Source organism: Micromonospora globispora, assembly GCF_003857015.1.
GTDB lineage: Bacteria > Actinomycetota > Actinomycetes > Mycobacteriales > Micromonosporaceae > Micromonospora > Micromonospora globispora.
The window spans coordinates 1-25,780 of sequence record NZ_QGGF01000304.1 but is presented as its reverse complement, the minus strand read 5'-3'; the positions used below and the strand labels follow the sequence as shown (position 1 = coordinate 25,780).

At 72.7% G+C, this 25,780-nt stretch carries 23 protein-coding genes and 2 pseudogenes; 19 read left to right on the top strand and 6 right to left on the bottom strand.

Annotated features, from left to right (window positions below; all coding sequences use genetic code 11):
• Positions 1–399 precede the first annotated feature (399 nt).
• The 10 genes and pseudogenes from DKL51_RS15060 to DKL51_RS15015 all read left to right on the top strand — a co-directional run bounded on the left by DKL51_RS15060 (position 400) and on the right by DKL51_RS15015 (position 12,393).
• Positions 400–3,606, top strand: coding sequence for a penicillin acylase family protein (locus tag DKL51_RS15060; protein WP_109945666.1), 3,207 nt, complete (start codon positions 400–402; stop codon positions 3,604–3,606).
• Between the two features lie 59 nt (positions 3,607–3,665).
• On the top strand, positions 3,666–4,445 hold the full coding sequence (locus DKL51_RS15055) for an ABC transporter permease (RefSeq protein ID WP_243422466.1): 780 nt from the start codon (positions 3,666–3,668) through the stop codon (positions 4,443–4,445).
• A gap of 149 nt (positions 4,446–4,594) precedes the next feature.
• Positions 4,595–6,742, top strand: coding sequence for an amylo-alpha-1,6-glucosidase (locus DKL51_RS15050; protein WP_109945665.1), 2,148 nt, complete (start codon positions 4,595–4,597; stop codon positions 6,740–6,742).
• A gap of 85 nt (positions 6,743–6,827) precedes the next feature.
• Positions 6,828–7,334 carry a DUF2231 domain-containing protein gene (locus DKL51_RS15045; protein ID WP_109945664.1) on the top strand — a complete coding sequence of 169 codons (507 nt, stop codon included), beginning with the start codon at positions 6,828–6,830 and terminating at the stop codon, positions 7,332–7,334.
• 71 nt (positions 7,335–7,405) lie between these two features.
• Positions 7,406–8,170 (top strand): GMC family oxidoreductase N-terminal domain-containing protein, encoded by a 765-nt coding sequence (locus DKL51_RS15040; RefSeq protein ID WP_165823162.1) that lies wholly within the window; start codon positions 7,406–7,408, stop codon positions 8,168–8,170.
• A 40-nt stretch (positions 8,171–8,210) separates the two neighbouring features.
• A pseudogene (locus DKL51_RS37175) lies at positions 8,211–8,426 on the top strand (GMC oxidoreductase); the annotation flags it as partial.
• Positions 8,404–8,667, top strand: coding sequence for a GMC oxidoreductase (locus DKL51_RS15030; RefSeq protein WP_109945662.1), 264 nt, complete (start codon positions 8,404–8,406; stop codon positions 8,665–8,667). The pseudogene DKL51_RS37175 and the gene DKL51_RS15030, both read left to right, overlap by 23 nt.
• Before the next feature lie 57 nt (positions 8,668–8,724).
• Complete coding sequence (gene dinB / locus DKL51_RS15025) at positions 8,725–9,912, top strand: DNA polymerase IV (protein ID WP_109945674.1); 1,188 nt, start codon at positions 8,725–8,727, stop codon at positions 9,910–9,912.
• 37 nt (positions 9,913–9,949) lie between these two features.
• A complete protein-coding gene (locus DKL51_RS15020; RefSeq protein ID WP_243421056.1) occupies positions 9,950–10,336 on the top strand; it encodes a VOC family protein in 387 nt (128 codons plus the stop codon).
• 482 nt (positions 10,337–10,818) lie between these two features.
• Positions 10,819–12,393 carry an FMN-binding glutamate synthase family protein gene (locus tag DKL51_RS15015; RefSeq protein ID WP_109945660.1) on the top strand — a complete coding sequence of 525 codons (1,575 nt, stop codon included), beginning with the start codon at positions 10,819–10,821 and terminating at the stop codon, positions 12,391–12,393.
• A gap of 3 nt (positions 12,394–12,396) precedes the next feature.
• Here DKL51_RS15015 and DKL51_RS15010 read toward each other — a convergent pair whose 3' ends face one another.
• The 3 genes from DKL51_RS15010 to DKL51_RS15000 form a co-directional block, all read right to left on the bottom strand.
• On the bottom strand, positions 12,397–13,110 hold the full coding sequence (locus tag DKL51_RS15010; protein ID WP_109945659.1) for an RraA family protein: 714 nt from the start codon (positions 13,108–13,110) through the stop codon (positions 12,397–12,399).
• A gap of 13 nt (positions 13,111–13,123) precedes the next feature.
• Positions 13,124–14,488: an FUSC family protein gene (locus tag DKL51_RS15005; protein WP_124812177.1), complete on the bottom strand. Its 1,365-nt coding sequence runs from the start codon at positions 14,486–14,488 to the stop codon at positions 13,124–13,126.
• Between the two features lie 85 nt (positions 14,489–14,573).
• A complete protein-coding gene (locus DKL51_RS15000; protein WP_124812176.1) occupies positions 14,574–15,326 on the bottom strand; it encodes a dienelactone hydrolase family protein in 753 nt (250 codons plus the stop codon).
• 245 nt (positions 15,327–15,571) lie between these two features.
• Between DKL51_RS15000 and DKL51_RS14995 the strand changes: the two genes are divergently transcribed.
• From DKL51_RS14995 to DKL51_RS14975, 5 genes are all read left to right on the top strand, one after another.
• Positions 15,572–16,015 (top strand): ribosomal maturation YjgA family protein, encoded by a 444-nt coding sequence (locus DKL51_RS14995; protein ID WP_109945656.1) that lies wholly within the window; start codon positions 15,572–15,574, stop codon positions 16,013–16,015.
• A gap of 86 nt (positions 16,016–16,101) precedes the next feature.
• Complete coding sequence (locus DKL51_RS14990) at positions 16,102–16,938, top strand: WecB/TagA/CpsF family glycosyltransferase (RefSeq protein ID WP_109964530.1); 837 nt, start codon at positions 16,102–16,104, stop codon at positions 16,936–16,938.
• A 315-nt stretch (positions 16,939–17,253) separates the two neighbouring features.
• Entirely contained in the window at positions 17,254–19,140 is a 1,887-nt protein-coding gene (gene asnB / locus DKL51_RS14985; RefSeq protein WP_109945655.1) for an asparagine synthase (glutamine-hydrolyzing), read from the top strand.
• 136 nt (positions 19,141–19,276) lie between these two features.
• Positions 19,277–20,137 carry a sugar transferase gene (locus tag DKL51_RS14980; RefSeq protein WP_165823160.1) on the top strand — a complete coding sequence of 287 codons (861 nt, stop codon included), beginning with the start codon at positions 19,277–19,279 and terminating at the stop codon, positions 20,135–20,137.
• A 666-nt stretch (positions 20,138–20,803) separates the two neighbouring features.
• Positions 20,804–21,586, top strand: coding sequence for a hypothetical protein (locus tag DKL51_RS14975; protein ID WP_124812175.1), 783 nt, complete (start codon positions 20,804–20,806; stop codon positions 21,584–21,586).
• A gap of 14 nt (positions 21,587–21,600) precedes the next feature.
• Here DKL51_RS14975 and DKL51_RS14970 read toward each other — a convergent pair whose 3' ends face one another.
• Positions 21,601–22,320: a YqjF family protein gene (locus DKL51_RS14970; RefSeq protein WP_165823159.1), complete on the bottom strand. Its 720-nt coding sequence runs from the start codon at positions 22,318–22,320 to the stop codon at positions 21,601–21,603.
• Between the two features lie 269 nt (positions 22,321–22,589).
• On the opposite strand from DKL51_RS14970, the gene DKL51_RS14965 reads away from it, so the two are divergent.
• Both DKL51_RS14965 and DKL51_RS14960 read left to right on the top strand, forming a co-directional pair.
• A complete protein-coding gene (locus tag DKL51_RS14965; protein WP_207783899.1) occupies positions 22,590–23,378 on the top strand; it encodes an enoyl-CoA hydratase/isomerase family protein in 789 nt (262 codons plus the stop codon).
• A 101-nt stretch (positions 23,379–23,479) separates the two neighbouring features.
• Entirely contained in the window at positions 23,480–23,752 is a 273-nt protein-coding gene (locus DKL51_RS14960) for a hypothetical protein (protein WP_124812174.1), read from the top strand.
• 51 nt (positions 23,753–23,803) lie between these two features.
• On the opposite strand, the gene DKL51_RS14955 is transcribed toward DKL51_RS14960, so the two are convergent.
• A complete protein-coding gene (locus DKL51_RS14955; RefSeq protein WP_165823158.1) occupies positions 23,804–24,445 on the bottom strand; it encodes a TetR/AcrR family transcriptional regulator in 642 nt (213 codons plus the stop codon).
• 61 nt (positions 24,446–24,506) lie between these two features.
• Here DKL51_RS14955 and DKL51_RS14950 point away from each other — a divergent pair, with 61 nt between their 5' ends.
• A complete protein-coding gene (locus tag DKL51_RS14950) occupies positions 24,507–24,962 on the top strand; it encodes a VOC family protein (protein ID WP_109945670.1) in 456 nt (151 codons plus the stop codon).
• A 26-nt stretch (positions 24,963–24,988) separates the two neighbouring features.
• Here the strand turns inward: DKL51_RS14950 and DKL51_RS14945 are convergent, their stop codons facing one another.
• Positions 24,989–25,426 (bottom strand): VOC family protein, encoded by a 438-nt coding sequence (locus DKL51_RS14945; protein ID WP_109945650.1) that lies wholly within the window; start codon positions 25,424–25,426, stop codon positions 24,989–24,991.
• Between the two features lie 92 nt (positions 25,427–25,518).
• On the opposite strand from DKL51_RS14945, the pseudogene DKL51_RS36400 reads away from it, so the two are divergent.
• Positions 25,519–25,780 (top strand): annotated as a pseudogene (locus tag DKL51_RS36400) (helix-turn-helix transcriptional regulator); the annotation flags it as partial.

The following is a 25,780-nucleotide window of genomic DNA, read 5'->3' as shown; positions in this document are numbered from 1 at the left end:
TTTTTTTTTTCAAGCAGACGACGGCATACGAGCTAGGCTCCGGTCTCGTGGGCTCGGAGATGTGTATAAGATACATCACGCAGGGTCATGGTCATCCTCCCCAGGATTAGGTTTCCCTAACCAAACTTCCCGCCGCAGTGGCGGCGCCGGTAGGGACCAAGGACCTGTTCCCGCAGGAGTTGTGCGGAGGTGGGATTGGCCGGCTCGCGGCGAAGTGTCGGCATTCGCGCTGGATGAACGATGGCTACCCCGGGCGGCGGAGCTACGCCGACCATTACCAGAGATTGATATGAGTGATTCTCACCTCCGCGTGCGACGCCCGGGCGCGCGGGGCGCGAGACGTCGGCACCGGTAGCCGGGCGTACCCCCGGTCCCACTCCGAGCCCCGGAGGAACCGCCATGCCCCGTCCCGCCACTCGTACCCGCCTCGCGGCGCTGACCGCCGCGACGCTCACCGCCACCGTCCTGGTCGCCGTCTCCCCCACGCCCGCCGTCGCCGCCACCACCTTCACCGGCAACGACTACTGCCTCGGCCAGTGCGCCGACATCCTGCCGCCCGGTGAGAACGGCAACGCCACCCTCACCGCGATCCTGTCGCACCAGCTGTTCGGCACCCGGCCCGCGCACTCCAGCGACCAGCTCGACAAGTACGCCAACCTGGTCTACAACTACGCCGGCCTCACCGACGAGCAGATCGCCCGGTTCTTCAACGACGCCTCGTTCGGCGTGCCGGACGCGCTGGTGGAGAGCACTGTTCAGCCCCGCTCGGACGTGACCATCGTGCGCGACTCCGGCACCGGCGTACCGCACATCACCGGCACCACCCGGTCGGGCACCATGTTCGGCGCCGGCTACGCCGGCGCCCAGGACCGGCTCTGGGTGATGGATCTGCTGCGCCACGCCGGCCGCGGCCGGCTCAGCTCCTTCGCCGGTGGCGCCCCGGGCAACCGCGAGCTGGAGCAGAGCATCTGGGCCAACTCCCCCTACAGCGAGGCCGACCTGCAGGCCCAGGTCGACACGCTGCGGCAGACGGGCACCCGCGGCCAACAGCTCTACACCGACGTCGGCGACTACATCGCGGGAATCAACGCCTACATCGACCGGTGCGTCGCCGCCGACAACTGCCCCGGCGAGTACAACCTCGCCAACGCCGGCTCCCCGCAGCACTTCACGATGACCGACCTCATCGCCACGGCCGGCGTCATCGGCGGCCTCTTCGGCGGCGGCGGTGGCGCCGAAATTCAGTCGGCACTGGTCCGGGTCGCCGCCCGGGCGAAGTTCGGGGCGACCGGCGGCGACCAGGTGTGGCAGGCGTTCCGGGAGCAGAACGACCCGGAGGCCGTGCTGACCCTCCACAACGGGCAGAGCTTCCCGTACGGCACCGTGCCGGCCGGCGCGCCCAGCGTGACGCTGCCGGACGCCGGCACCGTCAGCTCCGAACCGCTCGCCTACAACCAGACCGGCTCGGCGAGCACCGCGACCCTGGCGAGCAGCGGCACCTCGGGCGGCTCCGCGACGACGGACGGTCTGCTCTCCGGACTGGGCGCCCTGAAGTCACACGGCATGTCCAACGCCGTCGTGGTCTCCGGCCAGCACACCGTCAGCGGCAACCCGATCGCCGTCTTCGGCCCGCAGACCGGCTACTTCGCCCCGCAACTACTCATGCTCCAGGAACTGCAGGGGCCGGGCATCAGCGCCCGCGGCGCCGCGTTCGCCGGACTGAACCTCTACGTCCTGCTCGGACGCGGGCAGGACTACGCCTGGAGCGCCACCTCCGCCGGTCAGGACCTGACCGACACGTACGCGGTGCCGCTCTGCACCACCGACGGGACCGCCCCGACCCTGCAGTCCAACCGGTACCTCTACCACGGCCAGTGCCTGGCGATGGAGGTGCTGGAGCACACCAACTCGTGGTCGCCGAGCACCGCCGACTCCACCCCGTCCGGCTCGTACACGCTGCGGGCGCTGCGCACGAAGTACGGCCTGGTGGCGTACCGGGGCCTGGTGAACGGCCAGCCGATCGCGTTCACGAAGCTGCGATCGACGTACCGGCACGAGGCCGAGTCGGCGATCGGCTTCCAGGCGTACAACGACCCGGCGGCGATGGGCTCGGCGGCGGCGTTCCAGCAGTCCGCGGCCAGCGTCGGGTACGCGTTCAACTGGTTCTACGTCAACTCGACCGAGGCGGCGTACTTCAACTCCGGGTCCAACCCGGTCCGCCCGTCCGGCGCCGACCCGAACCTGCCGACCAGGGCCGAAGCGAGCTACGAATGGCAGGGTTGGAACCCGGACACCAACACCGCCACCTACACCCCGGCCAGCGCCCACCCGCAGTCGGTCAACCAGGACTACTACGTCAGCTGGAACAACAAGCAGGCGTACGACTACAGCGCCGCCGACGGCAACTTCAGCTTCGGGTCGGTGCATCGGGCGCAACTGCTCGACGGACCGGTGCGCGCGGCGATCGCCGGGCAGAAGCTCGACCGGGCCGGCGTGGCGCGGATCATGGCGGACGCCGCCGTCACCGACCTGCGCGGCCAGCAGGTCCTCGGCGACCTGCTGCGGGTCGTCACCAGCCAGCCGGTCACCGACCCCACCCTCGCCGACGCGGTGAGCAAGCTGCAGGCCTGGCAGCAGTCCGGATCCCGTCGCAAGGAGACGGCCGCCGGGTCCAAGGTCTACCAGTACGCCGACGCCATCCGGATCTTCGACGCCTGGTGGCCGCTGCTCGCGGCCGCCGAGTTCAAGCCGGGCCTCGGTGCCGACCTCTACGGCGCCCTGGTGGACGCCATCGAGGTCAACGAGGCGCCCTCCGGCGGCCAGAACGGCGGCCGCGACGGCACGGTGGTCTGGGCCGGCCAGGGCCAGCCGCACAAGGGATCGTCCTTCCAGTACGGCTGGTGGGGCTACGTCGACAAGGACATCCGCACCGTCCTCGGCGACCCGGTGAACGGTGGCCTGGGCCGCACGTACTGCGGCAACGGCGACCTCGCCGCCTGCCGGCAGTCCCTGCTGGACACCCTCGCGCAGGCGGCCGCACTGCCGGCGACCACCGTCTACCCCGGTGACTCTTACTGCTCGGCCGGCGACCAGTGGTGCGCCGACGCGATCGTCCAGTCCCCGATGGGCGGCATCACCCACCCGCTGATCGCCTGGCAGAACCGGCCCACCGACCAGCAGGTCGTGTCGTTCCCCGCGCACCGGGGCGACGACGTCAGCAACCTGGCCCAGGGCCGGACGGCGACCGCGTCGAGCACCCAGGCGTTCACCAGCAACACCCCTGCCAAGGCCGTCGACGGCAGCCTCGGCACGCGGTGGAGCAGCAGCTACAACGACAACCAGTGGCTCCGGGTGGACCTCGGCACCGCCCGGACGTTCAACCGGGTCATCCTGCGCTGGGAGGCCGCGTACGGCAGCACGTACCGGATCGAGGTCTCGAACGACGGCACCAGTTGGCAGACGGCGTTCAGCACCACGTCCGGCAACGGCGGGGTGGACAACGTGACCTTCGCTCCGGTCACCGCCCGCTACGTGCGGATGTACGGCGTCAAGCGGGCCACCTCGTACGGGTTCTCCCTCTACGAGTTGGAGGTCTATGCCCGCTGACCCCGGCGAAGGCGGGGCGGCGGCACTACGCTCCCTCGGGTGGTCGACACGGCGGACCGGTGGTCCATCCCGCCACCCGAGTGCGGGCGGCGATGAGCGGCGGCACGGTACCGATCGGGCCGGCGCTCGTCGCCACGCTGACCGGACTGACCCTGGCCGGCGCCGCGGTGCTCCGGCTCACCGGCCTCGGCCGGGGCCGCGCGATCCTGACCGCCGCCGCCCGGGCCACCGTCCAGCTCGGCGTCGTCTCGCTGGTCATCGTCGCCGTGCTCCGCGCCTGGTGGAGCACCGGTGCGTTCATCCTGGTGATGTTCGTGGTCGCCAGCCTGACCGCGCGCCGCCGGATCGGACCCGCCTGTCCGGTGCCGGTCACGCCGCTGGCCATCGCCGCCGGAGTGGCGCCGAGTCTCGGCGTACTGCTGGCCAGCCGGGCGCTGCCCGCGACGCCGCTGGTGGTGCTGCCCACCGCGGGCATCCTGATCGGCGGGGCGATGACCGCGACGAGCCTGGCCGGCCGGCGGACCCTCGACGAGCTGCGCACCCGGCACGGCGAGTACGAGGCCGGTCTGGCCCTCGGGCTGCTCCCGCGCGACGCGGCGCTGGAGATCTGCCGGCCGGCCGCCGATCAGGCGCTCATCCCGGCACTGGATCAGACCCGCACCGTCGGGCTGGTCACCCTGCCGGGGGCGTTCGTCGGCGTGCTGCTCGGCGGGGCGGGGCCACTCCAGGCCGGGGCCACCCAGCTGCTCATCCTGCTGACCCTGCTCGCGGTGGAGGCGGTGGCGATCGCGCTCACCGTCGAACTGCTCGTCCGCGCCCGAGCACGGACGCGGCCGTAGCGCGCCGCCGGGCGGGCGAGGGCCGCTGAGCTGGTGTACCGCGGCCGCGAAGGGGTACAGCCGTGCGTCCGGCCCGCAGCCGGCAGCGCAGCCACGGGAGGGCGCATGGCACCGCGCACGAGGATCACCGGGAAGCGACCCCGCGACCGATGACCAGGGTCACCAACCTCCGGGTTCGGCCCGACCTGCTCTACGTGGCGAGCGGGTGGAGCACGCTGGTCACCGACGTGCGCGGCCGAATCACCGGCGCCGACCCGCAGGGCTTCTTCTCCCGCAACACCCGGGTACTCAGCACCGAACGGATCACCGTCGACGGCCGGGAGCCGATCCCGTTCAGCACCGCCAACGTGCAGGGCCACGCGCAACTCTCCTACGCCGAGCTGGGCGAGGGTGAGGTGCTGCCGTCCCGCGCCGCCTACCTGCTGACGCACCGTTTCGTCGGCGACGGGCTGCGCACCCGGTTCACCCTGGTCAGCTACGCCGAAGAGGCGCTGCGCTTCCCCGTCGAGATCCGCCCGGGCGCCGACTTCGCCGACACCAGCGAGGCCGAGACCGGCCGCCGGGTGCAGACCGGCGACGTCGGCGCCAGCTGGGACCCCGCCCACCAGGAGCTTCGCCTCACGTACCGGCGCGCGGACATCGACCGCGCGGTGGCGATCCAGGTACGCGCCGAGGCCCCCGTCCGGTACGCCGACGGCACGTTCGCGGTCGAGGTCGTGGTACCGCCCGGCGGGAGCGCTCAGGTGGACGTCCTCGTGGAGCCGGTCTTCGACGGCGAACGTCTGATCGCGCCACCCGCGACGTTCGCCGAGCCCGACGAGCCGGCCGCGTCGGCGCGAGCCCGGCTGGCCGCCGAACTCAGCCGCCTGAGCAGCAGCAACTTCGACGTCACGGCGGCCTGGCGGTGCGCGGTGGACGACCTGGCCGTGCTGCCGCTGGGCGAGCCGGCCGGGCCGACCGCGCCGATGGCCGGCCTGCCGATCTACCAGGAGATCTTCGGCCGGGACACGATGACCGCGTCCTGGCAGGCGCTGCTGGCCGGGCCCACCATGCTGGGCGACAGCCTGCGGCTCAACGCCCAGCACCTGGGGCGACGCCTCGATGACTGGCGGGACGAGGAACCGGGCAAGCCGCTGCACGAGGCCCGTCGGGGGCCGGTCTCCGTGCTCGGCCTCGACCCGTTCTCCGCCTACTACGGTGACTGGTCCACCGCGCCGGACTTCCTGGTCTTCCTCGGGCAGTACCTGGCCTGGACCGGCGACCTGGACACGGTGCGGGACTTGCTGCCGACGGCGCGGCGCGCCCTAGCCTGGATCGAGCGGTACGGCGACCTGGACGGGGACGGCTTCCTGGAGTACCACCGGCGGTCCCGGGCCGGACTGAAGAACCAGGGTTGGAAGGACTCGGACACCGCGATCGTCGACGAGCACGGGGAGTCGGTGCCCAACCCGATCGCCACCAGCGAGCTGCAGGCGTACTGGTACGCAGCGCTGCGGCACGCCGCCGTGGTGTTCACCGTGACCGGCCACCTCGCGCGGGGCGCCGCGCTACTGGGCCAGGCCCGCCGGCTCGCCCGCCGCTTCCACCGGGCGTACTGGCTGCCCGACCGGGGCTGCTACGCGATGGCGCTGGGGCCGGACAAGCAGCCGGTCCGCTCGGTCAACTCCAACGACGGCCACCTGCTCGCCACCGGCATCGTGCCCACCCGGATCGGGCCCGTGGTGGCCGCCCGGCTGCTCGCGCCGGACATGTTCAGCGGCTGGGGAGTGCGGACGCTCTCCTCGGCGCACCCGGCGTACAACCCGTTCAGCTACCACCGGGGCAGCGTCTGGCCGGTGGAGGCGGGCACGATCGGCCTGGGACTGGCCCGGTACGGCTGCTGGGACCAGCTGCACCGGCTGGCCGAGGGGATGTTCGCCGCGGCGGCGCTCTTCGAGGAGCACCGGCTGCCCGAGGTACTCAGCGGCCTGCCCCGCGATTCGGCGCACCCGCACCCCGGGGTCTACCCGAACTCGTGCTCCCCGCAGGCGTGGTCGGCGAGTTCGATCATCGCGTTGGTGCAGGCCCTGCTGGCGTTGCGCCCGGCCGCGCCGCTGCGGACGATCTTCGTGGACCCGCACCTGCCCGAGTGGCTGCCGGACCTGCGGCTGGAGGGCGTGCAGGTCGGTGGGGCCACCGTCGACCTGGTGGTGCGGCGGCGCCGCGGCGGGCGCACCTCGATCTCCGTACGCGGGGACCGGCTGGCGGTGATCCGCCGCCCTACCCTCCAGGCGGTCGCCACCCGTCACGGCCGCTGACCGGCGGCCCGTTCCGCCCCGGAGGTGTAGGACCGCCGTGGCGGGGAATCCGCCCGCCGCCTGGGGGGAGACGGGAGGGGCTGTCATGGAAAGTCGCGCGAAGGCGATGGGTCACGGGATCCATCCCATCCTGATCGTGTTCCCGCTCGGCCTGCTCGCCACCTCGGTGATCTTCGACATCCTGTATCTGATCACCGATCGGACGGGCTTTCAGATCTCCGCGGCGTACACGATGGGCGCTGGCATCATCGGCGGCCTGGTCGCCGCGGTGTTCGGCCTGATCGACTGGAGTGCCATCCCGGGCGGGACGCGCGCCAAGCGGGTCGGCGCGGCGCACGGTCTGGGCAACGTGGTGGTCCTGCTGCTGTTCGCGGTGAGCTGGCTGGCGCGGCGGGCGGCGGACAACTGGGACCCGAACGCCCTTGCCCTGATCTGCAGCTTCGCCGGCATCATCCTCGCCGGTGGGACGGCCTGGCTCGGTGGCGAACTGGTCGAGCGGCTCGGCATGAGCGTGAGCGACGAGGCGGGCGTCAACGCGCCCAGTTCCCTGTCGCGCCGCGCCGCCAGCCGGCCCCGCACCGGCCGGGCCTGACCCGACCGCTGTTGTGCCGCGGCACGAGGGCGGGTACGACGTCCTCGTGCTCGGCGGCGGCACCGCCCCTGGTGGGCGGCTGCTCGGCGACCAACGCCGGCTTCGCGCTGCGCGGTTGGCCGGCGGACTACGACGGGTGGGCCACCCGGGGAAACCCGGGCTGGTCCTTCCGGGAGCTGCTGCCGCTGTTCCGCGCCGTGGAGGCGGACCGGGACGTCGGCGGCGAGTGGCACGGGCACACCGGGCCGGTGCCCATCCGCCGGCCCGCGCCGGACGAGCTGTCCGCCCTCCAGCGGGCGTTCCTCGACGCGGCCGCCGCCGGTCACGCCCTCGTCGCCGACCACAACGCGCCGGGAGCGGTGGGCGTCGGCCCGGCGCCGCGCAACGTGTGCGACCGCCTGCGGATGAGCACCGCGCTGACGTACCTCGCCAGGGCGCGCGGACGGCCCAACCTGCGTGTCCGCCCAGACGCCCTGGTCGACCGGGTGGAGCTGGCCGGATCGACAGTCCACGGGGTCCGGCTCGCCGGCGGGGAGTTCGTCGGCGCCGACGCGGTCGTCCTGGCCGCCGGCTCGTACGGCAGCCCGGCGATCCTGCTCCGCTCCGGCGTCGGCCCCGCCGCCCACCTCCGCCACCTGGGCATCCCGGTGGCGGTCGACCTGCCGGCGGTGGGCGGCAACCTGATGGACCATCCGCTGGTCGCGCTGGACCTGCCGGCCTTCCCCGACCAGCAGGGTCCGGGATTCCAGGTCATGCTCACCCTGTGGTCCCGCCGCGCCCGGCCCGACGGGCCGCCGGACCTGCACCTCTTTCGCCGTCGGACCGTTCGCGCATGACGCCAGCCCGTCCGGCGCGGTCTTCGGCATCGTCGCCGGGGTGCTGGCGGTCCGGTCCCGCGGGTCGGTACGCCTGCGCTCCGCCGATCCGGCCGATCCGCCGCGGATCGACGTCGCCCACCTGCGGCACCCGGAGGACCTGGCGCGGATGGTCGAGGCCACCCGGCACGCCCGCCGGCTGAGCCGCACCCCACCCCTGGCCCGGTACGTCGCGGGTCCGGAGCTGGCACCGGGTGCCGCCATCGCGGACGAGGACACCGCCGGGCTGGCGTCCTCAATCAAAAGCCGTCGGCTCGTACCACCATCCGGTCGGCACCTGTGCGATGGGGCCGGACCCGGAGCGGGGCGCGGTCGTCGACTCCCGAGGTGCGGTGCACGGCGTCCGGGGGCTGTGGGTGGCGGACGCCTCGGTGATGCCGACCATCCCGTCGGCCAACACCCACCTGTCGACGATCGTGGTGGCCGAGCGGATCGGCGCCTGGCTCGCGGCGGGCTGACCCGCCGTTCGGGCAGCTCAGCGTCGGAATCGCTGGCGGCCGTGCGAACATATGTTCGTGTCGGGCGAGGCCACCATTCTGCATGCCGACCTGGACGCGTTCTACGCGTCGGTCGAGCAGCGGGACGACCCGCGGCTGCGCGGCCGACCGGTGATCGTCGGCGGCGGCGTGGTGCTGGCCGCCAGCTACGAGGCGAAGGCGCGGGGCGTACGCAGCGCGATGGGCGGCCGGCAGGCGCGGCGGCTCTGCCCGGAGGCGATCGTGGTGCCACCGCGGATGGCGGCGTACACGGCAGCGAGCCGGGCGGTGTTCGAGATCTTCCGGCAGACCACTCCCCTGGTCGAGGGCCTCTCCATCGACGAGGCCTTCCTCGACGTGGGCGGGCTGCGCCGGCTGTCCGGCCCACCGGCCGACATCGCCGCACGGCTGCGCAGTGAGGTCCGGGAGCGGGTGGGTCTGCCGATCACCGTCGGCGTGGCCCGGACGAAGTTCCTCGCGAAGGTGGCCAGTGGCGTCGGCAAGCCGGACGGCCTGCTGGTCGTCGCGCCGGACCGGGAGCTGGAGTTCCTGCACCCGCTTCCGGTGGAACGGCTCTGGGGCGTCGGCCCGGTCACCGCGGCGAAGCTGCGGGAGCGACGCATCCGGACCGTCGGGCAGGTGGCCCGCCTCGGCGAGGCGACGCTGGTGTCGCTGCTCGGCGCGGGCGCCGGCCGGCACCTGCACGCCCTGGCGCACAACCGCGACCCGAGGCCGGTGCAGGTGGGGCGCCGACGCTCGTCGATGGGCGCCCAGCACGCCCTCGGTCGGGAACCGCACTCCCCCGACGATCTCGACGCGATCCTGGCCGGGCTCGTCGACCGGGTGACGCGACGGATGCGCTCCGCCCAGCGCACCGGCCGCACGGTGACCCTGCGGCTGCGCTTCGCCGACTACACCCGGGCGACCCGCTCGCACACCCTGGTGAAGGCGACCGCGCAGACCCGGCCCCTGCTGGAGGCGGCCCGGGCACTGCTGCGCACAGCGCTGCCGGAGATCGAGGCCCGGGGCGTCACCCTGGTCGGGGTGTCGGTGGGCAACCTCGACGACGGGCATGTCCAGCCGCCGCTGCCGTTCGACCGGGATCCCGGGGCGGACCTGGACGCCGCGGTGGACGCGGTCCGGGACCGGTTCGGCTCGACGGCCCTGACCCGGGCCGTGCTGCTCGGCCGCGATCCCGGGCTGGAGATGCCCCGCCTGCCGGACTGACACGTCGGACCCGGCGTTGTAGGGTCCGGAGGTGTCGATGTTCCGGACGCCGCAGGTGATCCTGTTCAGCGCGGACGTCACCCGGGCCGCCGCGTTCTACGCCAAGCTGGGCTTCACCGAGACCTTCCGGGTGCCCACCGAGGGCGAGCCCATCCACGTCGACCTCGCCCTCGACGGCTACAAGATCGGCATCGCGTCGGTCGACTCCACCCGGAACGACCACGGCCTCAGCCCCGTCCCGTCGGGCCAGCGGGCGGCGGTGATCCTCTGGACCGACGACACCGCCGCCGCGTACGAACAGGTCACCGCCGACGGCGCGCCCGCCCTGAAGGCGCCGCACACCTGGCTCGGTCGGCTGCTGATCGCCTGGACCGCCGACCCGGACGGCAACCCGATCCAGATCGTCCAGCACCTGCCAGCCTGACATCCGCCGCGTCCTCCGCCGGTGGCGCGGCGCGCCGGCCTTCCTCATCGCCACCGGCCACGAACAGGTCCGCGCCGCCTCGCCCGCGCTGCTCGGCCGGCTCGGTGGGGGCGACCGCCACGGGCACGGCACCACCCGCACACCCGGCGGCGCGAACCTCACTCTCCGCTCCCCCTCGCCCGACCCAGGAGACTCGCACCACCTCCTTTGCTCTGCCGCAGCGGAGGCAACAGTCACCCACCGCAACGGGTCCTCATCGCGCGCGGAAAGCGTCTTCGCTGGTCAGCCGGGGTGTCGCCGGGAGGGCAGCAGAGCAAAGGAGGGGAACGGTCCACCAAAGGCTCGCACGACCGTCACGCACCGTGGCAGCAACCGTCAGTCACTCAGTGCGATCGCCTGCCTGACACGCCGCCGCCCGGCGAGTCTTCCGTCCGCGAGCCGCAGGCGTTTCGGCGGTGCGGCTTACGGAAAGAGTGGCGGGCATGAAGTGGGCCAGCCGAGCCGTACCCGTCCTCTCCGCCGCCGTCGCGGCCCTCGCCGCCCGCGACCTGCTGCAGCGCGACCACGCGCTGCTGCGCAACTTCCCGGTCGTCGGACGGGCCCGCTACCTGCTCGAGGCGATCGGGCCGGAGCTGCGGCAGTACATCGTGGCCGGCAACAACGAGGAGCGGCCGTTCACCCGGGACCAGCGCCGCTGGATCTACGCCTCGGCGAAGAAGGAGAACAACTACTTCGGCTTCGGCACGGACAACGACATCGAGTACACGCCCGGGTATCCGATCATCAAGCACCGCACGTTCGGACGGGCCGTGCCGCCGTCGTCGCCGACGGCCGGGCACGACGTGGAGCTGCCCTGCGCCAAGGTGCTCGGTGCGGCCCGGAGGCGGGCGCGAGCGTTCCGGCCCGGCTCGGTGGTCAACATCTCCGGGATGAGCTTCGGTTCGCTCTCCGGGCGGGCGGTGGAGGCGCTCAACCGGGGCGCCGCGCTGGCCGGCTGCCTGCAGAACACCGGCGAGGGTGGGCTGTCGCCGTACCACCGCAACGGCGGTGACCTGGTGTTCCAGATCGGCACCGCGTACTTCGGGTGCCGGGACGAGCGCGGGCGGTTCAGCCTGGAACGGTTGAAGGACCTGGTCGCCGGGGCGCCGGTACGGGCGCTGGAGATCAAGCTGAGCCAGGGCGCGAAACCGAGCCTCGGCGGGCTGCTGCCGGCCGCGAAGGTGTCAGCGGAGATCGCGGCGACCCGGGGCATCCCAGCGGGCCAGGACTGCGTCAGCCCGTCCCGGCACGCCGAGTTCTCCGACTGCGACAGCCTGCTCGACTGGGTGGAGCTGCTCGCCGCCGAGACCGGGCTGCCGGTCGGCATCAAGTCCGCCGTCGGCGACCTCGGCTTCTGGGACGAGCTGACCACGCTGATGCGGGACACCGGGCGCGGCGTGGACTACGTCAACGTCGACGGTGGCGAGGGCGGCACCGGCGCCGCACCGCTGATCTTCACCGACTCAGTGTCGCTGCCGTTCCAGCAGGGCTTCACCCGGGTCTACCGGACCTTCGCCGAGAAGGACCTGCACGAGCAGACGGTCTTCATCGGCGCCGGCAAGCTCGGCCTGCCGGACAACGCGGTCGTCGCGTTCGCGCTCGGCTGCGACATGGTCAACGTCGGCCGGGAGGCGATGCTGTCGATCGGCTGCATCCAGGCGCAGAAGTGCCACACCGACACCTGCCCGACCGGCGTCGCCACCCAGAACCCGTGGCTGGCCCGGGGCCTCGACCCGACCCTCAAGGCCGCGCGGGCCGCCAACTACATCCGTACGCTCCGCCGGGACCTCGTCAAGGTCGCAGAGGCGTGCGGGGTGGAACACCCCGGGCTGATCGACACCGACGCGGTGGAGATCCTCGACGGGCGGACCGCCTCCACGCCACTGCGCGAGGTGTACGGGTACCGGCCGGGCTGGGGTCTGCCGTCGGCGGCGGACCGGGCCGAGATCGTCCGGCTGATGACGGCCGAGGCGCCGCAGGGCGGCAGCGCGCCGCCCTCACCCACCGCGGCCGGCTGAGCGTCACTCCTCGATCGCCCCGCCCACCGTCCGCAGGTGCTCGCGGAAGGTCAGCGACGGCTCCTCCGCCCGCCGGGCCAGGTACGCGTCGAACCCCACCTGCTCGCGCAACGGGACGCCGGCGCGGATCCGCTCGGCCTGCCGCCGCTCGGTGTCCCGGATCGACTCGGCCAGGGTGAACAGCTCCCCGACCCGCCCCGCCGGTACGAACAGCACCCCGTCGTCGTCGCCGAGGACCACGTCGTCGCCGTCGACCGTCCACTCCCCCACCGTCGCGGACGCCAACGCCTGCGGCGGCCGGGGGTCGAGGCGCTGCGGTCCGGTGGGGATCGCGCCGGTGCTGAAGACCGGCAGCCCGACCGCCAGGATGTCGGCGGTGTCCCGGTGCAGTCCCCAGATCACCACGCCGGCCAGGCCGGCGGCCTGCGCCTCCAGCACCACCAGGTCCCCGACACAGCTCTCGTCGGTCCGTCCGGCGTTGTCGACGACCAGCACGTCGCCGGACATGGCGCGGTCGATCGCCTCCAGGAAGATGTCGACGCTGCCGACGTGCCGGGTGGGCGCGACCCGTCCGGCGACCCGTACGCAGGCGGTGACGGGCCGGACCGCGGCGGGGGCGCAGCGCACCGGCACCCCGGCCCGGAGACAGGCGTCGGCGACGTGGGCGGTGGTCAGCGAGGCGAAGCGCCCGGTCAGCTCCCCGGTATCGATGTCCATCGCCCGACCGTAATCAGCCGGGCCCGTTCGGTGGCGTACCACTTTGCGATCGGTGGCCTGTTACGGGCGGCTGCCCGGAAGATTCGGACCGGCCCGACCGTCGGTGCGCCCGACCGGCCCACCGCCGGTGCTGCCGCTGACGGGACGGTCTCGCGTGCCGTGCCGGCCGGTGCATCTGCGCCCGTGCGGGCGGGCGCACCGCCGCCTGACCGGCGCCGGCCGCGCTCCGGATCATCCGGTTGGCGTCCTCCGGGTCGTACCCGGTGGCCCGAATCAGTTCGCTGTCGGCCGTCCGCAGGTCGGTCACCAATGCGTCGCCGAAGGACCGCACCCCCTCCGCCCAGGCCCGGCCGGCGAGCTCGGCGCTCTGGCGGGTGAGCTCGCGGGTGTGCTGCGGATCCTCGCCCGCCCGGCGCTCCCGGTGCAGCTCCCGTACGGCGTCGCCGAGCCGGGCGATGGCGGCCGGCAGTTCCACCGGGATCGGCTCGCCGTACTGCAGCGCGGTGGCCGAGCGGCGGGCCAGGGACCGGGCGTACAGGATCAGGCGCTCCAGGTGCTTCAGGCCCTCGGCGTACCGGTGGTACTGGGCGCGCCGGTGCCACCTGGCCGGGGCGAGGGTGACCACCTCCCCGGCGCCGCTGAGCGCGTCGTTCAGCCGACCGACGTCGGCGTCCAGCACGCGAAGCTGCTCCAGTGCGCGGATCGCCGCGTCGGGGTCCCGGGCGGACAGGGCGCGCGCCACCGCGTCGAGGCCGTCGGCGAGGCCACCGGCGACGGGTGCCGCCGCCCGGTCCACCACGCGCAGCGGGTTGACCGGGAACAGCAGCGCGACCACCAGGATGCCGACCGCGCCGCCGACCAGGGCGTCGAAGATCCGCGGCACCTCCAGGCCGGGCTGGACCGGGGCGAGCGTGGCGATCAGGACGGCCGTACCGCCCGCCTGGCCGACCAGCGCGCCACCTCGGCCGGCGACCAGCAGCGCCGTCGCGATCGCCAGGGCCACCACCAGGCCGGTCTGCCAGATCCCGGAGCCGAGCAGGAAACGCAGCAGGTCCCCGACGACGATCCCGAGCCCCACCCCGGCGAGCAGTTCGAAGGTGCGGCGGGCCCGCTGGCCGATGGCGGTGGCGATGGTGCCGACCGCGGCGGCCGGGGCGAAGACGTGCGCGCCGGGACCGAGCATCCGCTGCGCGATCAGGGCGGCCAGCGCGGCGGCGAGCCCGGCCTGTACGGCGATCACGACGGTGATCTGCAATTGGCGCAGTCGGAGGCGGCCCGCCTGCTCGCCCTGCTGCCGGACCCGGGCCACCGCCCGGCCGCCTCGGTCGGCGGCCGCGTCGAGCGGCGACCGGATGGTGTCGGGGCGGTCGGCGGCCATGGCGGCGGTTACCCCACCCCAAGCGGGTGAATCGTCCCCAGCCGGGGTCATCTGTGCGGACTCCGGTCAGGCTCCCCGATCGGTGTCAGCGGCGGAAGGTCCGGTCGAGCAGGTCGAAGAGAGCGGCCCAGTGCCGTTCGGTCGCCTGCTCGTCGTACATCGCCGTGTCGGCCATCGTGAAGCCGTGGTGCGCGCCCGGATACACCTCCGAGCGGTACGTCACGCCGGCCGCGGCGAGCGCCTTCTCCAGGGTGGCGATCTGCTCGGCCGTCATCGACTGGTCCCGGTCGGCGTGGGCGAAGTACAGCTCACCGGTCACCGACCCCACCCCGAGGTGCGGGCTGTCCGGCGCGTCGGTGACCACCCGGCCGGCGTGGAAGCTGGCCAGCGCGGCGATCCGGTCCGGGTACGCCTCGATGGCCCGCAGGGCGTTCATGCCACCCATGCAGTACCCGGTGATCGCCACCCGTCCCGGCGCCACGTCGTCCCGGGCGGCGAGGAAGTCCAGGTACGCCCCGGCGTCGCGGCGGATCACCTCCGGCGTCAGCGCCCGGATGAACGGCATGAGCTGCCCGAAGATCGCGCCGCGCTGCTCGGGGTCCGCCAGCGCGGACAGGTCGATCAGGGGCGCACGGCCGGCCCGGTAGAAGAGGTTGGGCACCAGCACGAGGTAGCCGCGCGAGGCGATCCGCTCGGCCATCTCGGCGAGCCGGGGACGCAGCCCGAACGCGTCCATGAAGACCAGGACCGCCGGGAAGGGCTCGTCCCCGTCCGGCCGGACGAGGTACGCGTCGGCGACGCCGTCGCTGGTCGGCACGTCCACGGTCGTCGTCTGCACCGGGTCCTCCTCGCGGAATCGTCGTCGTCCCGCACGCTACCCCCGGGCCCACCACCCGGCACGGCGAGCCTTTTCGCGTACCCGTCGTTCCGCCACCGCTGGCTCCGGCGACATCTCGGGTACGACCCACCGCGCGGCCCTGCCGATCCGCCCCGTACCTCGGGTCGCCTGAGCCCGGCCAAGCGTGCCGGCGTCGGCCGGTTTCGGGCCCGTGCCGGCGCCGCCTCGTCGGTAGCATCGCCGGAATGTCGATCAGGCCGCCGGTGTTCCGGCTGCTCATGCTGATGGCGGCGGCGCTCTTCCTGGCCGTCGCACTAACCATCCGGGCGCTCAGCGGAGGCGGCCTGGAGCAGTACTCCGGCACCGCCCTGTACGCGTCGATGGTCTACGTCGGGGTGCTGTTCCTGTGGCCGCGGCTGGCGCCGTTACCGGCTGGCGGGGTGGCCGTCGGCTTCTGCTGGCTGGTCGAGATAGCGCAGCTGACGGGTGTCCCGGCTGCCCTGTCCGCGCGCAGCCTGCTGGCCCGACTCGTGTTGGGCGTGCAGTTCGACCCGACCGACCTGGCTTGGTATCCCGTCGGCGTCGCACCCCTGGTCGCGGTTCACTGGCTGCTCCGCAGCAATACCCGACCGCCGGCCGGGGTGTCCGCCCAAGCACCGGCCCCGTCCCCGCGATCCGGGTTATCGTGACCGCGTCCGGGTTGCCCGCATGCGGCTCGCGCCCGTGAGCGACCAGCCGTCGAGGAGCGGAATTGGCCACCGACAACCAACGCCTGATGGTCGACGGACCGGGCGGACTGTCGGCTCGGGGGGTCGACGCTGGTAAGCGGGATCTGCTGGGCGTGCTCGTGAACGCCGTCGACTACGACGCGGCGATCCGGAAGGTTCTCAGGGCGGCCCGGGAGCGGCGGTCGTTCGCACTGACCGCGCTCGCCGTGCACGGGGTGATGACCGGGGTGAACGACCGGGCGCATCGGGCCCGGCTCAACGCGCTCGACGTGGTGACACCGGACGGACAGCCGGTGCGCTGGGGGCTGAACCTGCTGCACGGCACCAGCCTGCGGGACTGGGTGAGCGGCCCCGAACTGGTGCTGCGCGTTTTGGACCGGATGGCCGAGGAGGATCTCCCGGTCTACCTGTACGGATCGACGCCGGAGACCCTCGACCGGCTGGCCGAGTCGCTGAGCCGGCGGTTCCCGGCGCTGCGGATCGCCGGTGCGGAGCCGTCAAAGTTCCGCGTCGCTCATCCCGACGAGCTGGCCGGGATCGCGGCGCGGATCGTGGCGTCGGGTGCCCGGGGGGTTCTGGTCGGCCTCGGCTGTCCGCGCCAGGAGGCGTTCGTCTTCGCCATGCGTCCGCTGCTCGATGTGCCCTTGTTGGCGGTGGGGGCGGCGTTCGACTATCACGCCGGCCTGCTGCGTCCGGCGCCGGTGTGGATGCAACGGTCCGGCCTGGCCTGGTTGTGGCGGCTGGCGGTGGAGCCTCGACGGCTGTGGCGCCGGTACCTCGGGTACAACAGCCAGTACCTGCTGCTGCTGGGCGGGCAGAAGATACGCCTGTGGCGGCCGCGGCCGTGCGGGCCCGCCCACGAGGGCCCTGCCATTCCGGTCTGACCTCCACGGATTCCTCCTTTCCCCCGGCCACGCAAAGAGGTGCGCGGGGTTCTTTTGTCGCCAGCGTCCGTTCCCGGCAACCCTGATGACAGTTTTCCGCCGCTGTTCCTTCTGATCCGGACATGCCCAGCTGTCCCATTTGCCGACGGGCGCAACCGCCGCGCTTTGAACAATCCCGCCGAATCCGCCCCATCGGCGTAGCGGCTCGTGGAGAGTACGAGTCGGGGAACGGTTGCCCAGGACGGGCCCAAGCCGACCGGTGGGGGGCAACCGGACGAGCGGCATGGCCAGCGACGATGCAGTTTGCGAGGGCGCATGTGCGGTATCGCGGGAATCGTGTACGACGACGTTGCGACGCCTGTCGATCCGGACCGGCTGTTGGCAATGTGCCGCACGTTGAATCACCGCGGACCGGACGACGAGGGCATCCACGTAAAGAGAAATGCCGGGTTGGCCGCGCGACGGCTCGCCATTGTGGATGTCGCCGCCGGCCGGCAACCCGTGAGCAACGAGGACCGGACGGTCCACGCCGTCCTGAATGGCGAAATCTACAATCACCGCGAGCTGCGCAATGAACTGGCGCGGCGGGGCCACCGGTTTCGATCGGGCACCGACACCGAGGTGATTCCCCATTTGTACGAGGAATTCGGGGCCGATTTCGTGACGCGGCTCGAGGGCATGTTCGCCGTCGCGCTCTGGGACGAGGCCGAGCAGCACCTGGTCCTGGCTCGTGATCGGGCCGGCATCAAGCCGCTTTACTACGCGCTGCCGCGACACGGTGTGGTGTTCGGGTCGGAGATGAAGGCGGTCCTCGCCGCCGGCGTCTCCACCACCGTCGACGTTCAGGCGCTCAGCGACTACTTCTCCCTGATGTACGTCCCCGGGCCGCGGAGCATCTATCGGGAGATCCGCCGGCTCTCGCCGGGCACCGTGCTCACGTGGCGCCCGCAGGGCTACAAGATCAGGCGCTACTGGGACCTGCGCGACACGCCGCGCCGACGTGATCTGTCGCCGCGGCAGGCGACGGCGAGGCTGCGCGAGCTGCTGGCGGAGAGCGTCGAGCAGCAGCTCATGGCCGACGTGCCGCTCGGATTCTTCCTCAGCGGCGGTATCGACTCCAGTTCCGTGGTGGCGGCGGCCCGTCACCGGCGACCGGGCGGGGCGCTGCGGACCTTCACCGTCGGCTTCGCCGACCGGTCGTACGACGAGCGGCGCGAGGCGGCGCTGCTGGCCCGTCACCTCGGCACCAACCACCACGAGGTGGTCGTCGAGCCGCGGGCGGAGGACGTGGTCGACCGGATAGCGCCGGTCTTCGACGAGCCGTTCGCCGATCCGTCCATCGTGCCCACCTACTACCTGTGCGAACTGGCCCGGCAGCACGTCACGGTGGCGTTGAGCGGCGACGGCGGCGACGAGCTCTTCGCCGGCTACCACACCTACAAGGCCGACAAGCTGGCTCGGTACTACCGCCTCCTGCCCCGGCCGCTGGTGGAGCGCATCGCGCCGGCCCTGCTGCGGTTCATGCCGTCGTCGCACCGGCGGACGAGCTTCGACTTCAAGGCGCGGCGGTTCGTCGAGAACGCGCTCGACGACCCCGGCCGCAGCCACTACCTGTGGCGGGTCGTCTTCCGGGAGGGTCAGAAGGCGAGGCTCCTGCAGCCGGATCTCTTCGCCGAACTGTCCGACTCGTACGAGGTGCACGAGCAGCACCACCGGGCGGGCGCCGGATTCGACAGGTTGACCCGGTTCCAGTACACCGACGCGAACGTCTATCTGGTCGACAACGTGCTGACCAAGATGGACCGGCTGAGCATGGCGCATTCCCTCGAGGTACGCGTGCCGCTGCTGACGACGCCGGTCATGGAGTTCGCATTCTCGTTGCCCGGTCGGCTCAAGATGCCCGGCTACCGGACCAAACGACTCCTGCGCCAGGCGATGGCGGCCGCACTGCCCAGCCGAATCGCGGGGATGCGAAAGCGGGGATTCAACGCGCCCCTGCCGCGCTGGTTGACCGAATCGCTCCGACCACTGGTCGACGAATACCTGAGCAGCGAGGTGCTGCGGCGCCAGGGCTACCTACGCCCCGACGAGGTGCGCCACTGGGTCGACCGGCACATGAACCGCACCGGTGAACACAGCCGGGAGATCTGGAGCCTGCTGATGTTCAGCCTGTGGGTGGAAGAGCACAAAGCGTATCGATGATCGGCGCGAGTGGGGGCTGGAAGAAGTCATGGGCGTGCTGGTTTTCATGGCGTCGCTTCTGCTGTCGGTCCTGATCGTCGCGGCATCCCGACGCTCCGTTCCCGGTCGCGATCCGGCTCGGACGTACCGCGGTTGCGTGCTGGCGAGCGGCGGGCTGACCACGTCGGTCTGGTGGCTGCCGTCGCTGGACCACGGGATCCCCCCGCGCTACGCGCTGCTGGCCGTCGCCGGTGCGTTCCTGGGCGGGGTCCTCACCACGACCACCGTCGTGGGCCTGGTCGAGGACAACGCGCCGCCGCCGGTCGGGGTGCGGGAGCGGATCCTCCGCCACCACGCGTCGCGCTGCCTGGTGTATCCGCGCGAGCCGCGGATGAAGCGAGCCCTCGATGTCACCGTCGCGCTGATCGGCCTGGTCGTGACGCTTCCGCTGTGGCTCGTCATCGCCTGCCTGATCTGGCTCGAGGAGCCGGGCCCGATCCTGTTCACCAAGAACGCGGTGGGCAAGGGCGGGATCACCTTCCGGCAGTTCAAGTTCCGGAGCATGACGTACGAGGCGGAACGCCTCACCGGTCCGGTCGCCTCGCCCGCCGGTGACCCGCGGATGCTGCGCTGCGGCAGGTGGCTGCGCCGCTGGCACCTGGACGAGTTGCCGGAACTGCTCAACGTGCTCGGCGGAACGATGAGCCTGGTCGGGCCGAGACCGCTGCGTGCCGTGCTGGTGGACCGGTACCTCGAGAAGCTGCCCGAGTTCGCCGATCGCCACACCGTCCGGCCCGGAATCGCGTGTATCGCGCAGATCCAGCAGTACCACATCTCCCCCGCCGACCGGCTGCGCAAGGACCGGGTCTACCTGCGCAGGATGAGCGTGGGCTTCGACGTCTGGCTGCTCTGGCACGCGGTGGTGACCACCGTACGCGGGCCACGGCCCGAGGGGGAGGCAGCCCTGACCGAGCCCGTCACCCCGACCGAGGGTGCCGACAACGTCATCTCCTGCTGATGGCCGCGGCCCGACGCGGGACGCCTCGCTCCGCCGTGCGGCCGCTGCTGGCGGTGTGCGTACTCTTTGCCGTCGCCTCCCTGGTCGCCGTGCCCGCGACCCTCCGGCTCGGCTGGGACGAGGTCGTCTACGTCAGCCAGTACGGCACCCACGCGCCGCCGGCGTTCATGAGCGCGCCCCGGTCCCGCGGGGTCACCCTGCTCGTCGGGCCGGTGGCGTCGTGGCTGGATTCGACGGTCGCCCTGCGGCTGTTCCTCACCGCCACCGCGGCGGTGTCGCTCGGCCTCGCGTTCTGGGTCTGGTCCCGGCTGCTGCCGCAGCCTCGCGTCGCGGCGCTGGCGGCGGGGCTGTACGCGAGCCTCTGGATCGCCGTCTTCTACGCCAACGCGGCCATGCCCAACCACTACATGGCGATGGCGGCCGTCGCGGCCGTCGGTTGCTTCCTGCTCGCCGCGGCCGAACCGGGCCGGTTCGGGGCGTACCTGGGGCTCGTCGCGGCGCTCGTGGTCGCCGCGCTGATGCGGCCGGCCGACGCGTTCTGGCTCGGGCTCCCCCTGCTCGGCAGCACCGTGGTCGTGCCGGCGTTCCGGCGCCGGCGGCTGGCGGCCGCGCTGGTCACCGGTCTCGCCGTGGGTGGTCGAGGCGGAGACGCGGTACGGCGGGCTGGTGGAGCGTATCCGCCAGGCGGGCCACGTGCAGGGCGGTACGGGCCTGGCGTTCTCCCTGCCGAAGGTCGTCGCCACCCTGGACGGGCCGATCCTCTGCCGGCCGTGCGACAGTCCGCTCCACTGGCCGGCCGCGTTGTGGTGGGTGGCGCTCGCGATGCTGGTGCCGCTCGGCGTCCGGGCAGCCCGCCGGGGCGGCGTGTCGTCGACGGCGTGGCTGCCGGTCGCGGTCGCCGGGTCGATGGCCGTGCCCTATCTGTTCCTCATCGCCTACTCGGCACCTCGCTTCCTCATGCCCGCGTACGGACTGGCCCTCGTCCCGGCCGCGTCCGGGCTCGCCGCACTGCTGACGGCGACCTCCGGTACCTGGCGGCGGGCCCTCACCGCGGTGGTCGCCGCCGGCTGCGCCGGTCACCTCGCCATCCAGTCCGGGATCCTGCTGCACGTCGTGGCCGAACAGGTCCGGGGTCGTGGGGACTGGGCCCGGATCGCCGAGACGCTGCGCTCGCACGGGGTACGGCCGCCGTGCGTGGTCACCGGTCACGAGGCCATTCCCGTCGCCTATTACAGCCGGTGCCGGGCGTTGGAGGACCGCGGATACAACCGCAACGTGAGCACGACCCGGTTACGGCAGGTGGCGCGGAGCGCATCCGTCGCGGTGCTGGTCAAGGACGCCGGCCCGCCCGACTGGGCCCGGGGCTGGCAGCGGGTGCCGGTACGCGGCCTGAGCACCTCCGGCTGGGCGCTGTACCTGCCCAGGCGTGCAGCGGCGGCGCCGAACTGACCGGGGCGCGGCGGTCACACCGGCCGCCACATGCCGATCCGGACCGGCACTCCGGCCGACGCGTGCACGATCGGATCGTGGTCCGGTGCGGGCAGGCCCGCCGCCTGGAGCAGGTCCTGGCGGAGCTGGATCAGTCGGGCTCGACGCAGCGGCCAGCGGGCGTGGTCGGCATCGGCGGCGACGAGGTGACCCGCGATCGTCGAGTAGAGCCGGTACCGGGCGGTGAGGGAGTGATCCAACGTTGTCAGTTCCGCTTCGGACAACGGCGGGCCGAGCTCCACCCGGGCATCGCATCGCGCCCCGGCCGGTCCGGGCCACCGCCGTCGGGCCCGGTACACCACCTCGGCCCGGCGGGCTTCCACCGACATCTGCGACCAGAAGTACGGCAGGCCGTACCACGCTCGGGCGACGGCCACCGCGGGCAGCCGCGCGGCGTCCAACGACAGGAACCAGATGCCGGTACGTCCGTCGGGGCCCTGCACGTAGGTGCGCACATTGGTTTCCGGGAATCGGGACAGCCACGGCAGCGGCGGCATCCCGGGCGCCCGTACCCGGTCCATCAGGAACGGGATCAGGCCCACCCACGCCGTGCCGTGGAAGGTCTTCACCCGCAGGCCGGCGGGTAGGTGGGACTGGACGAGGTCGGCGGGATAACGCCAGTGCAGGAACGTCAGGTGCCGCCAGTGCTGCATCATCACCGGGAAGCGGACCGGTGTCGCCGCTGGTGCTCGCACGGTGTGCCTTTCATCGCCGCCCATGACCGCTCATCAATCTGATGGTCGCAGCGGTGGTCGCTCCCCCGCAGCCTCCACCCGAATCCCACAGATCACAACTCCGAGCAGGGAAAATAGGCGACGTGTCGGCCCCCGGTGTTCGACCCGGCCGGTCCTGAATGGCCGGGCTTCCCGGGGACCGGGCGGCGGCGTGAACCGTCACCGGCGCCCGGCACGGCACGATCCTCGTTGGCGGTGAGCAGTCCCAGCACCCCCGGTAGGCTGCACCGGTGACCGAACCGCCTGCCCTGGCCCGCCTGGAGGTCGAGCCCTCCCGACTCGCCGTGTTGACCATCGACGCGGGGCCGCTCAACCTCTACACCCTCGATCTGCACGATCAGCTCGACGCCGCCCTCGACCGGTTGCCGGCCGACACGCGGGCGCTGTTGATCCGCTTCGACGGCCGGGTGGTCAGCGCCGGCGTGGACGTCAGTCTGTTCGACGCCCAGCAGTCACCGGAGCAGGCGAAGGTCCTCTTCGACCGGATGCTGAGGCTGCCGGGCCGGATCGCCGCCTGCGAGTTCCCCACCGTCTTCGCCGCCCACGCGCTCTGCCTGACCTGGGCGTTCGAGGTGGCGGTGGCCTGCGACATCATCCTGGCCGCCGAGCGGGCGAGCTTCGGTCTGGTGGAGAAGGTGGTCGGGCTGACTCCGACCATGGGTGGCACCCAGCGACTCGCCGCGCGGGCCGGGGTCGGCCGGGCGAAGGAGTTCGTGATGACCGGCGAGCGCTACTCGGCCGCGGCCCTCGAGCGGTGGAACGTGGTGAACCGGGTCCTCCCCGACGAGGGCTTTGACGGCGCGGCGCGGACCTTCGCCGCGCAGCTCGCCGCCGGCCCGACGCGCGCCCACGCGGCCACCAAGAAGGTGCTCGACCACTTCGAGAGGGGCGGCGTTGCGGAGGCGAACCGGCACGTCACGGAGATCGCCGCCGACCTGTACCGGACGGAGGACCTGCGCGGCGCGGTGCGCTCCTTCCTGGTGGACGGCCCCGGCAAGGCGACCTTCACCGGCCGCTGACTGTCGGCCGTCCCGGTCGACGGCTGCGCCTAGCCCGGGCCGCTGTGGGTAGGCAGGGCCTCGCGCAGGTGACCGAAATGTGCACCCGTCGGGAGGCCGCGATGACCGCCAACTGGGACGAACAGGCTGATCCGCTCCGCCAACCACCTGAAGCGGACGCGCTGGAGCAACAGCAGGACGAGACCGAGGTCGGGCCGCCGGGCACCGTGGAGGAGGCCGTACCGGAGGCATCCGAGGCCGACCTGGCGGAGCAGGGCGTCATCGTGCCGGACCAGGGTGGGATGCCGACCTCCCTGCCCGCCGACGCCAACCCGGCCGACGCGATGAAACAGCACGAGGAGATTCCCATCCCGGACGAGGACCGCCGGGAATGAGTACGACCACAGCCCGCTCGCCGGCGCGCCGCACCGGCCGCGCTCGGGCGGTCAGCCCAGCAACTCCCGCGCGCAGGCGTTCTCCAGCCAGGTGCGGTACTGCTCCACGGTCCAGCCGCGGTGCCGGCGCAGCAGTTGGTGCAGGTGGGGTGAGCCGAGGGCGTAGAGGATGTCGGCGGCGGTGACCGGGTCCATGCCGTCGCGCAGGGCTCCGCGGCGGTGCAGGTGCTCGGTGAGCGCGAGGTGGACCTGGTGGGTGGCACGGGCACCGGCGTCGGCTGCCGCCCGCATGTCGGGGTCCGCGCCGGCGGCCTCGACGCTGACCATGATGAGGTCGCCGGCGCGTTCCAGCAGCGCGGCCGAGTAGGCGACGAGCCGCGCGATGGCTGACCGGGGGTCGGGCTCCTCGCGCGTGGCGGTGATCTCCGGACGGTCGGCGACCCGCACCGGTTCCTCGTCTCCGACGGTGGCCACCCCGAGTACGTGCCCGAACAGCGCCGCCTTGGTGGGAAAGGCGTCGTAGAGGGTGCGCTCACCGACGCCGGCCGCTCGGGCGACCCCGCGCATGGTGGTGGCGACGTACCCGCGCTCGACGAACAGCCGTACGGCCGTCTCGCGGATGCGGGCGCGGGTCGCGGCAGCGGACGCCGCTCGCGCCTCGGACCGGTAGGGCCTCTTGACGATGTCGGCCATGCCGCGCATCATACCGTTATTCGCCGCAGCGCCACTGCGGTCAATCTTTCCGGGGGTTCCGATGTCCCGACCCGACCTGGCCGGCATCCACCACGTGAAGATCCCGGTCACCGACCTCTCCCGATCCGTCGACTGGTACGCGCGGGTCTTCGGCTACCGCGTCACCTGGGAGTTCCCGGAGGCGGACGGCGCGGTGCGCGGCGTCGGCGGCGTGCTCCCGGGCCTCGGCGACACGATGGTCGCCATGCGGGTCAATCCGCCGGCCGCGGCGGGCTGCCGGGACTTCGACCCGGTCAGCTTCGCCGTCGACGACCGCGCCGACATCGAGGCCTGGGCCGCCCACCTCGACCACCTGGGTGTCCCGCACTCGCCGGTGATCGAGGCGTCCATCGGTTGGCTGCTGGTCTTCAACGACCCCGACGGCCTCCAACTGCACCTGTACAGCTGGGCGGCCCACGGCGTCGACCACTCCGACAAGCCCGGCTACGGCCGACCGTCCACTGGCAGACCGCGCTGAGGTCGCCGGCCCCGCCGCGCGGCTGATCAGTCAAGGCAGAACTCGTTGCCCTCGGGGTCGGCCATCACGATGTGACCGGCGCCGAGCGGGGGCGCGGGCTCGTAGCGCCGGAGCCGGGTGGCGCCGTGGGAGACGAGCCGCTCGGCCTCCGCCTCCAGGGCCGCCATCCGCGCGTCGCCCTGGAGCCCGGGGGCGGCTCGCACATCGAGGTGCATGCGGTTCTTGGCCTGCTTGCGTTCCGGCACCCGCTGGAAGAACAGCCGCGGCCCGGCGCCCTCGGGGTCGACCACCGCCGAGGCGTCGTTGCGCCTCTCGGGGGGCACGCCCATCGCCTCCAGTGCCTGCTCCCACGACTCGAAGCCCCCGGGCGGGTCCTGGAGGCGGTAGCCGAGGGCCTGGGCCCAGAACGCCGCCAACCCGGCCGGGTCGGCGCAATCGACAGTGATCTGAACGTCGCGGGCCATCTCAGTTCGCCTCCACGGTCTGGTCCGTCATGGCTCCAGCCTCCCGCAGATAGCGGACAGGATCGTTCCGTGATCTGTGGAACGATGAGCGCGTGACCGTCGAGGCGACGACCGAGCGGGTGCTGCGGCTGCTGGCGCTGCTGCAGCGGCGGTCGTCGTGGACCGCCGCCGAGCTCGCCGCCGAGCTGGGGGTCACCGACCGCTAGGTGCGCCGCGACGTGGAGCGGCTGCGCGCGATCGGCTACCCCGTGCACGCGACGGCGGGCGTCGGCGGCGGCTACCAGCTCGGCGCGGGCACCCGGCTGCCGCCGCTGCTCCTCGACGACGAGGAGGCGATCGCGACGGCGGTCTCCC

What these genes read in the sequence shown, in the direction of transcription:
- asnB (WP_109945655.1), top strand. Translation starts at nt 17,254, where the DNA reads ATGTGCGGTATCGCGGGAATCGTGTACGACGACGTTGCGACGCCTGTC.
- DKL51_RS15045 (WP_109945664.1), top strand. Translation starts at nt 6,828, where the DNA reads ATGGAAAGTCGCGCGAAGGCGATGGGTCACGGGATCCATCCCATCCTG.
- DKL51_RS15060 (WP_109945666.1), top strand. Translation starts at nt 400, where the DNA reads ATGCCCCGTCCCGCCACTCGTACCCGCCTCGCGGCGCTGACCGCCGCG.
- DKL51_RS15015 (WP_109945660.1), top strand. Translation starts at nt 10,819, where the DNA reads ATGAAGTGGGCCAGCCGAGCCGTACCCGTCCTCTCCGCCGCCGTCGCG.
- DKL51_RS15050 (WP_109945665.1), top strand. Translation starts at nt 4,595, where the DNA reads ATGACCAGGGTCACCAACCTCCGGGTTCGGCCCGACCTGCTCTACGTG.
- DKL51_RS14995 (WP_109945656.1), top strand. Translation starts at nt 15,572, where the DNA reads ATGTCGATCAGGCCGCCGGTGTTCCGGCTGCTCATGCTGATGGCGGCG.
- DKL51_RS14990 (WP_109964530.1), top strand. Translation starts at nt 16,102, where the DNA reads ATGGTCGACGGACCGGGCGGACTGTCGGCTCGGGGGGTCGACGCTGGT.
- DKL51_RS14950 (WP_109945670.1), top strand. Translation starts at nt 24,507, where the DNA reads ATGTCCCGACCCGACCTGGCCGGCATCCACCACGTGAAGATCCCGGTC.
- DKL51_RS14960 (WP_124812174.1), top strand. Translation starts at nt 23,480, where the DNA reads ATGACCGCCAACTGGGACGAACAGGCTGATCCGCTCCGCCAACCACCT.
- DKL51_RS14945 (WP_109945650.1), bottom strand. Translation starts at nt 25,426, where the DNA reads ATGGCCCGCGACGTTCAGATCACTGTCGATTGCGCCGACCCGGCCGGG.
- DKL51_RS15010 (WP_109945659.1), bottom strand. Translation starts at nt 13,110, where the DNA reads ATGGACATCGATACCGGGGAGCTGACCGGGCGCTTCGCCTCGCTGACC.
- DKL51_RS14955 (WP_165823158.1), bottom strand. Translation starts at nt 24,445, where the DNA reads ATGGCCGACATCGTCAAGAGGCCCTACCGGTCCGAGGCGCGAGCGGCG.
- DKL51_RS15020 (WP_243421056.1), top strand. Translation starts at nt 9,950, where the DNA reads ATGTTCCGGACGCCGCAGGTGATCCTGTTCAGCGCGGACGTCACCCGG.
- DKL51_RS15005 (WP_124812177.1), bottom strand. Translation starts at nt 14,488, where the DNA reads ATGGCCGCCGACCGCCCCGACACCATCCGGTCGCCGCTCGACGCGGCC.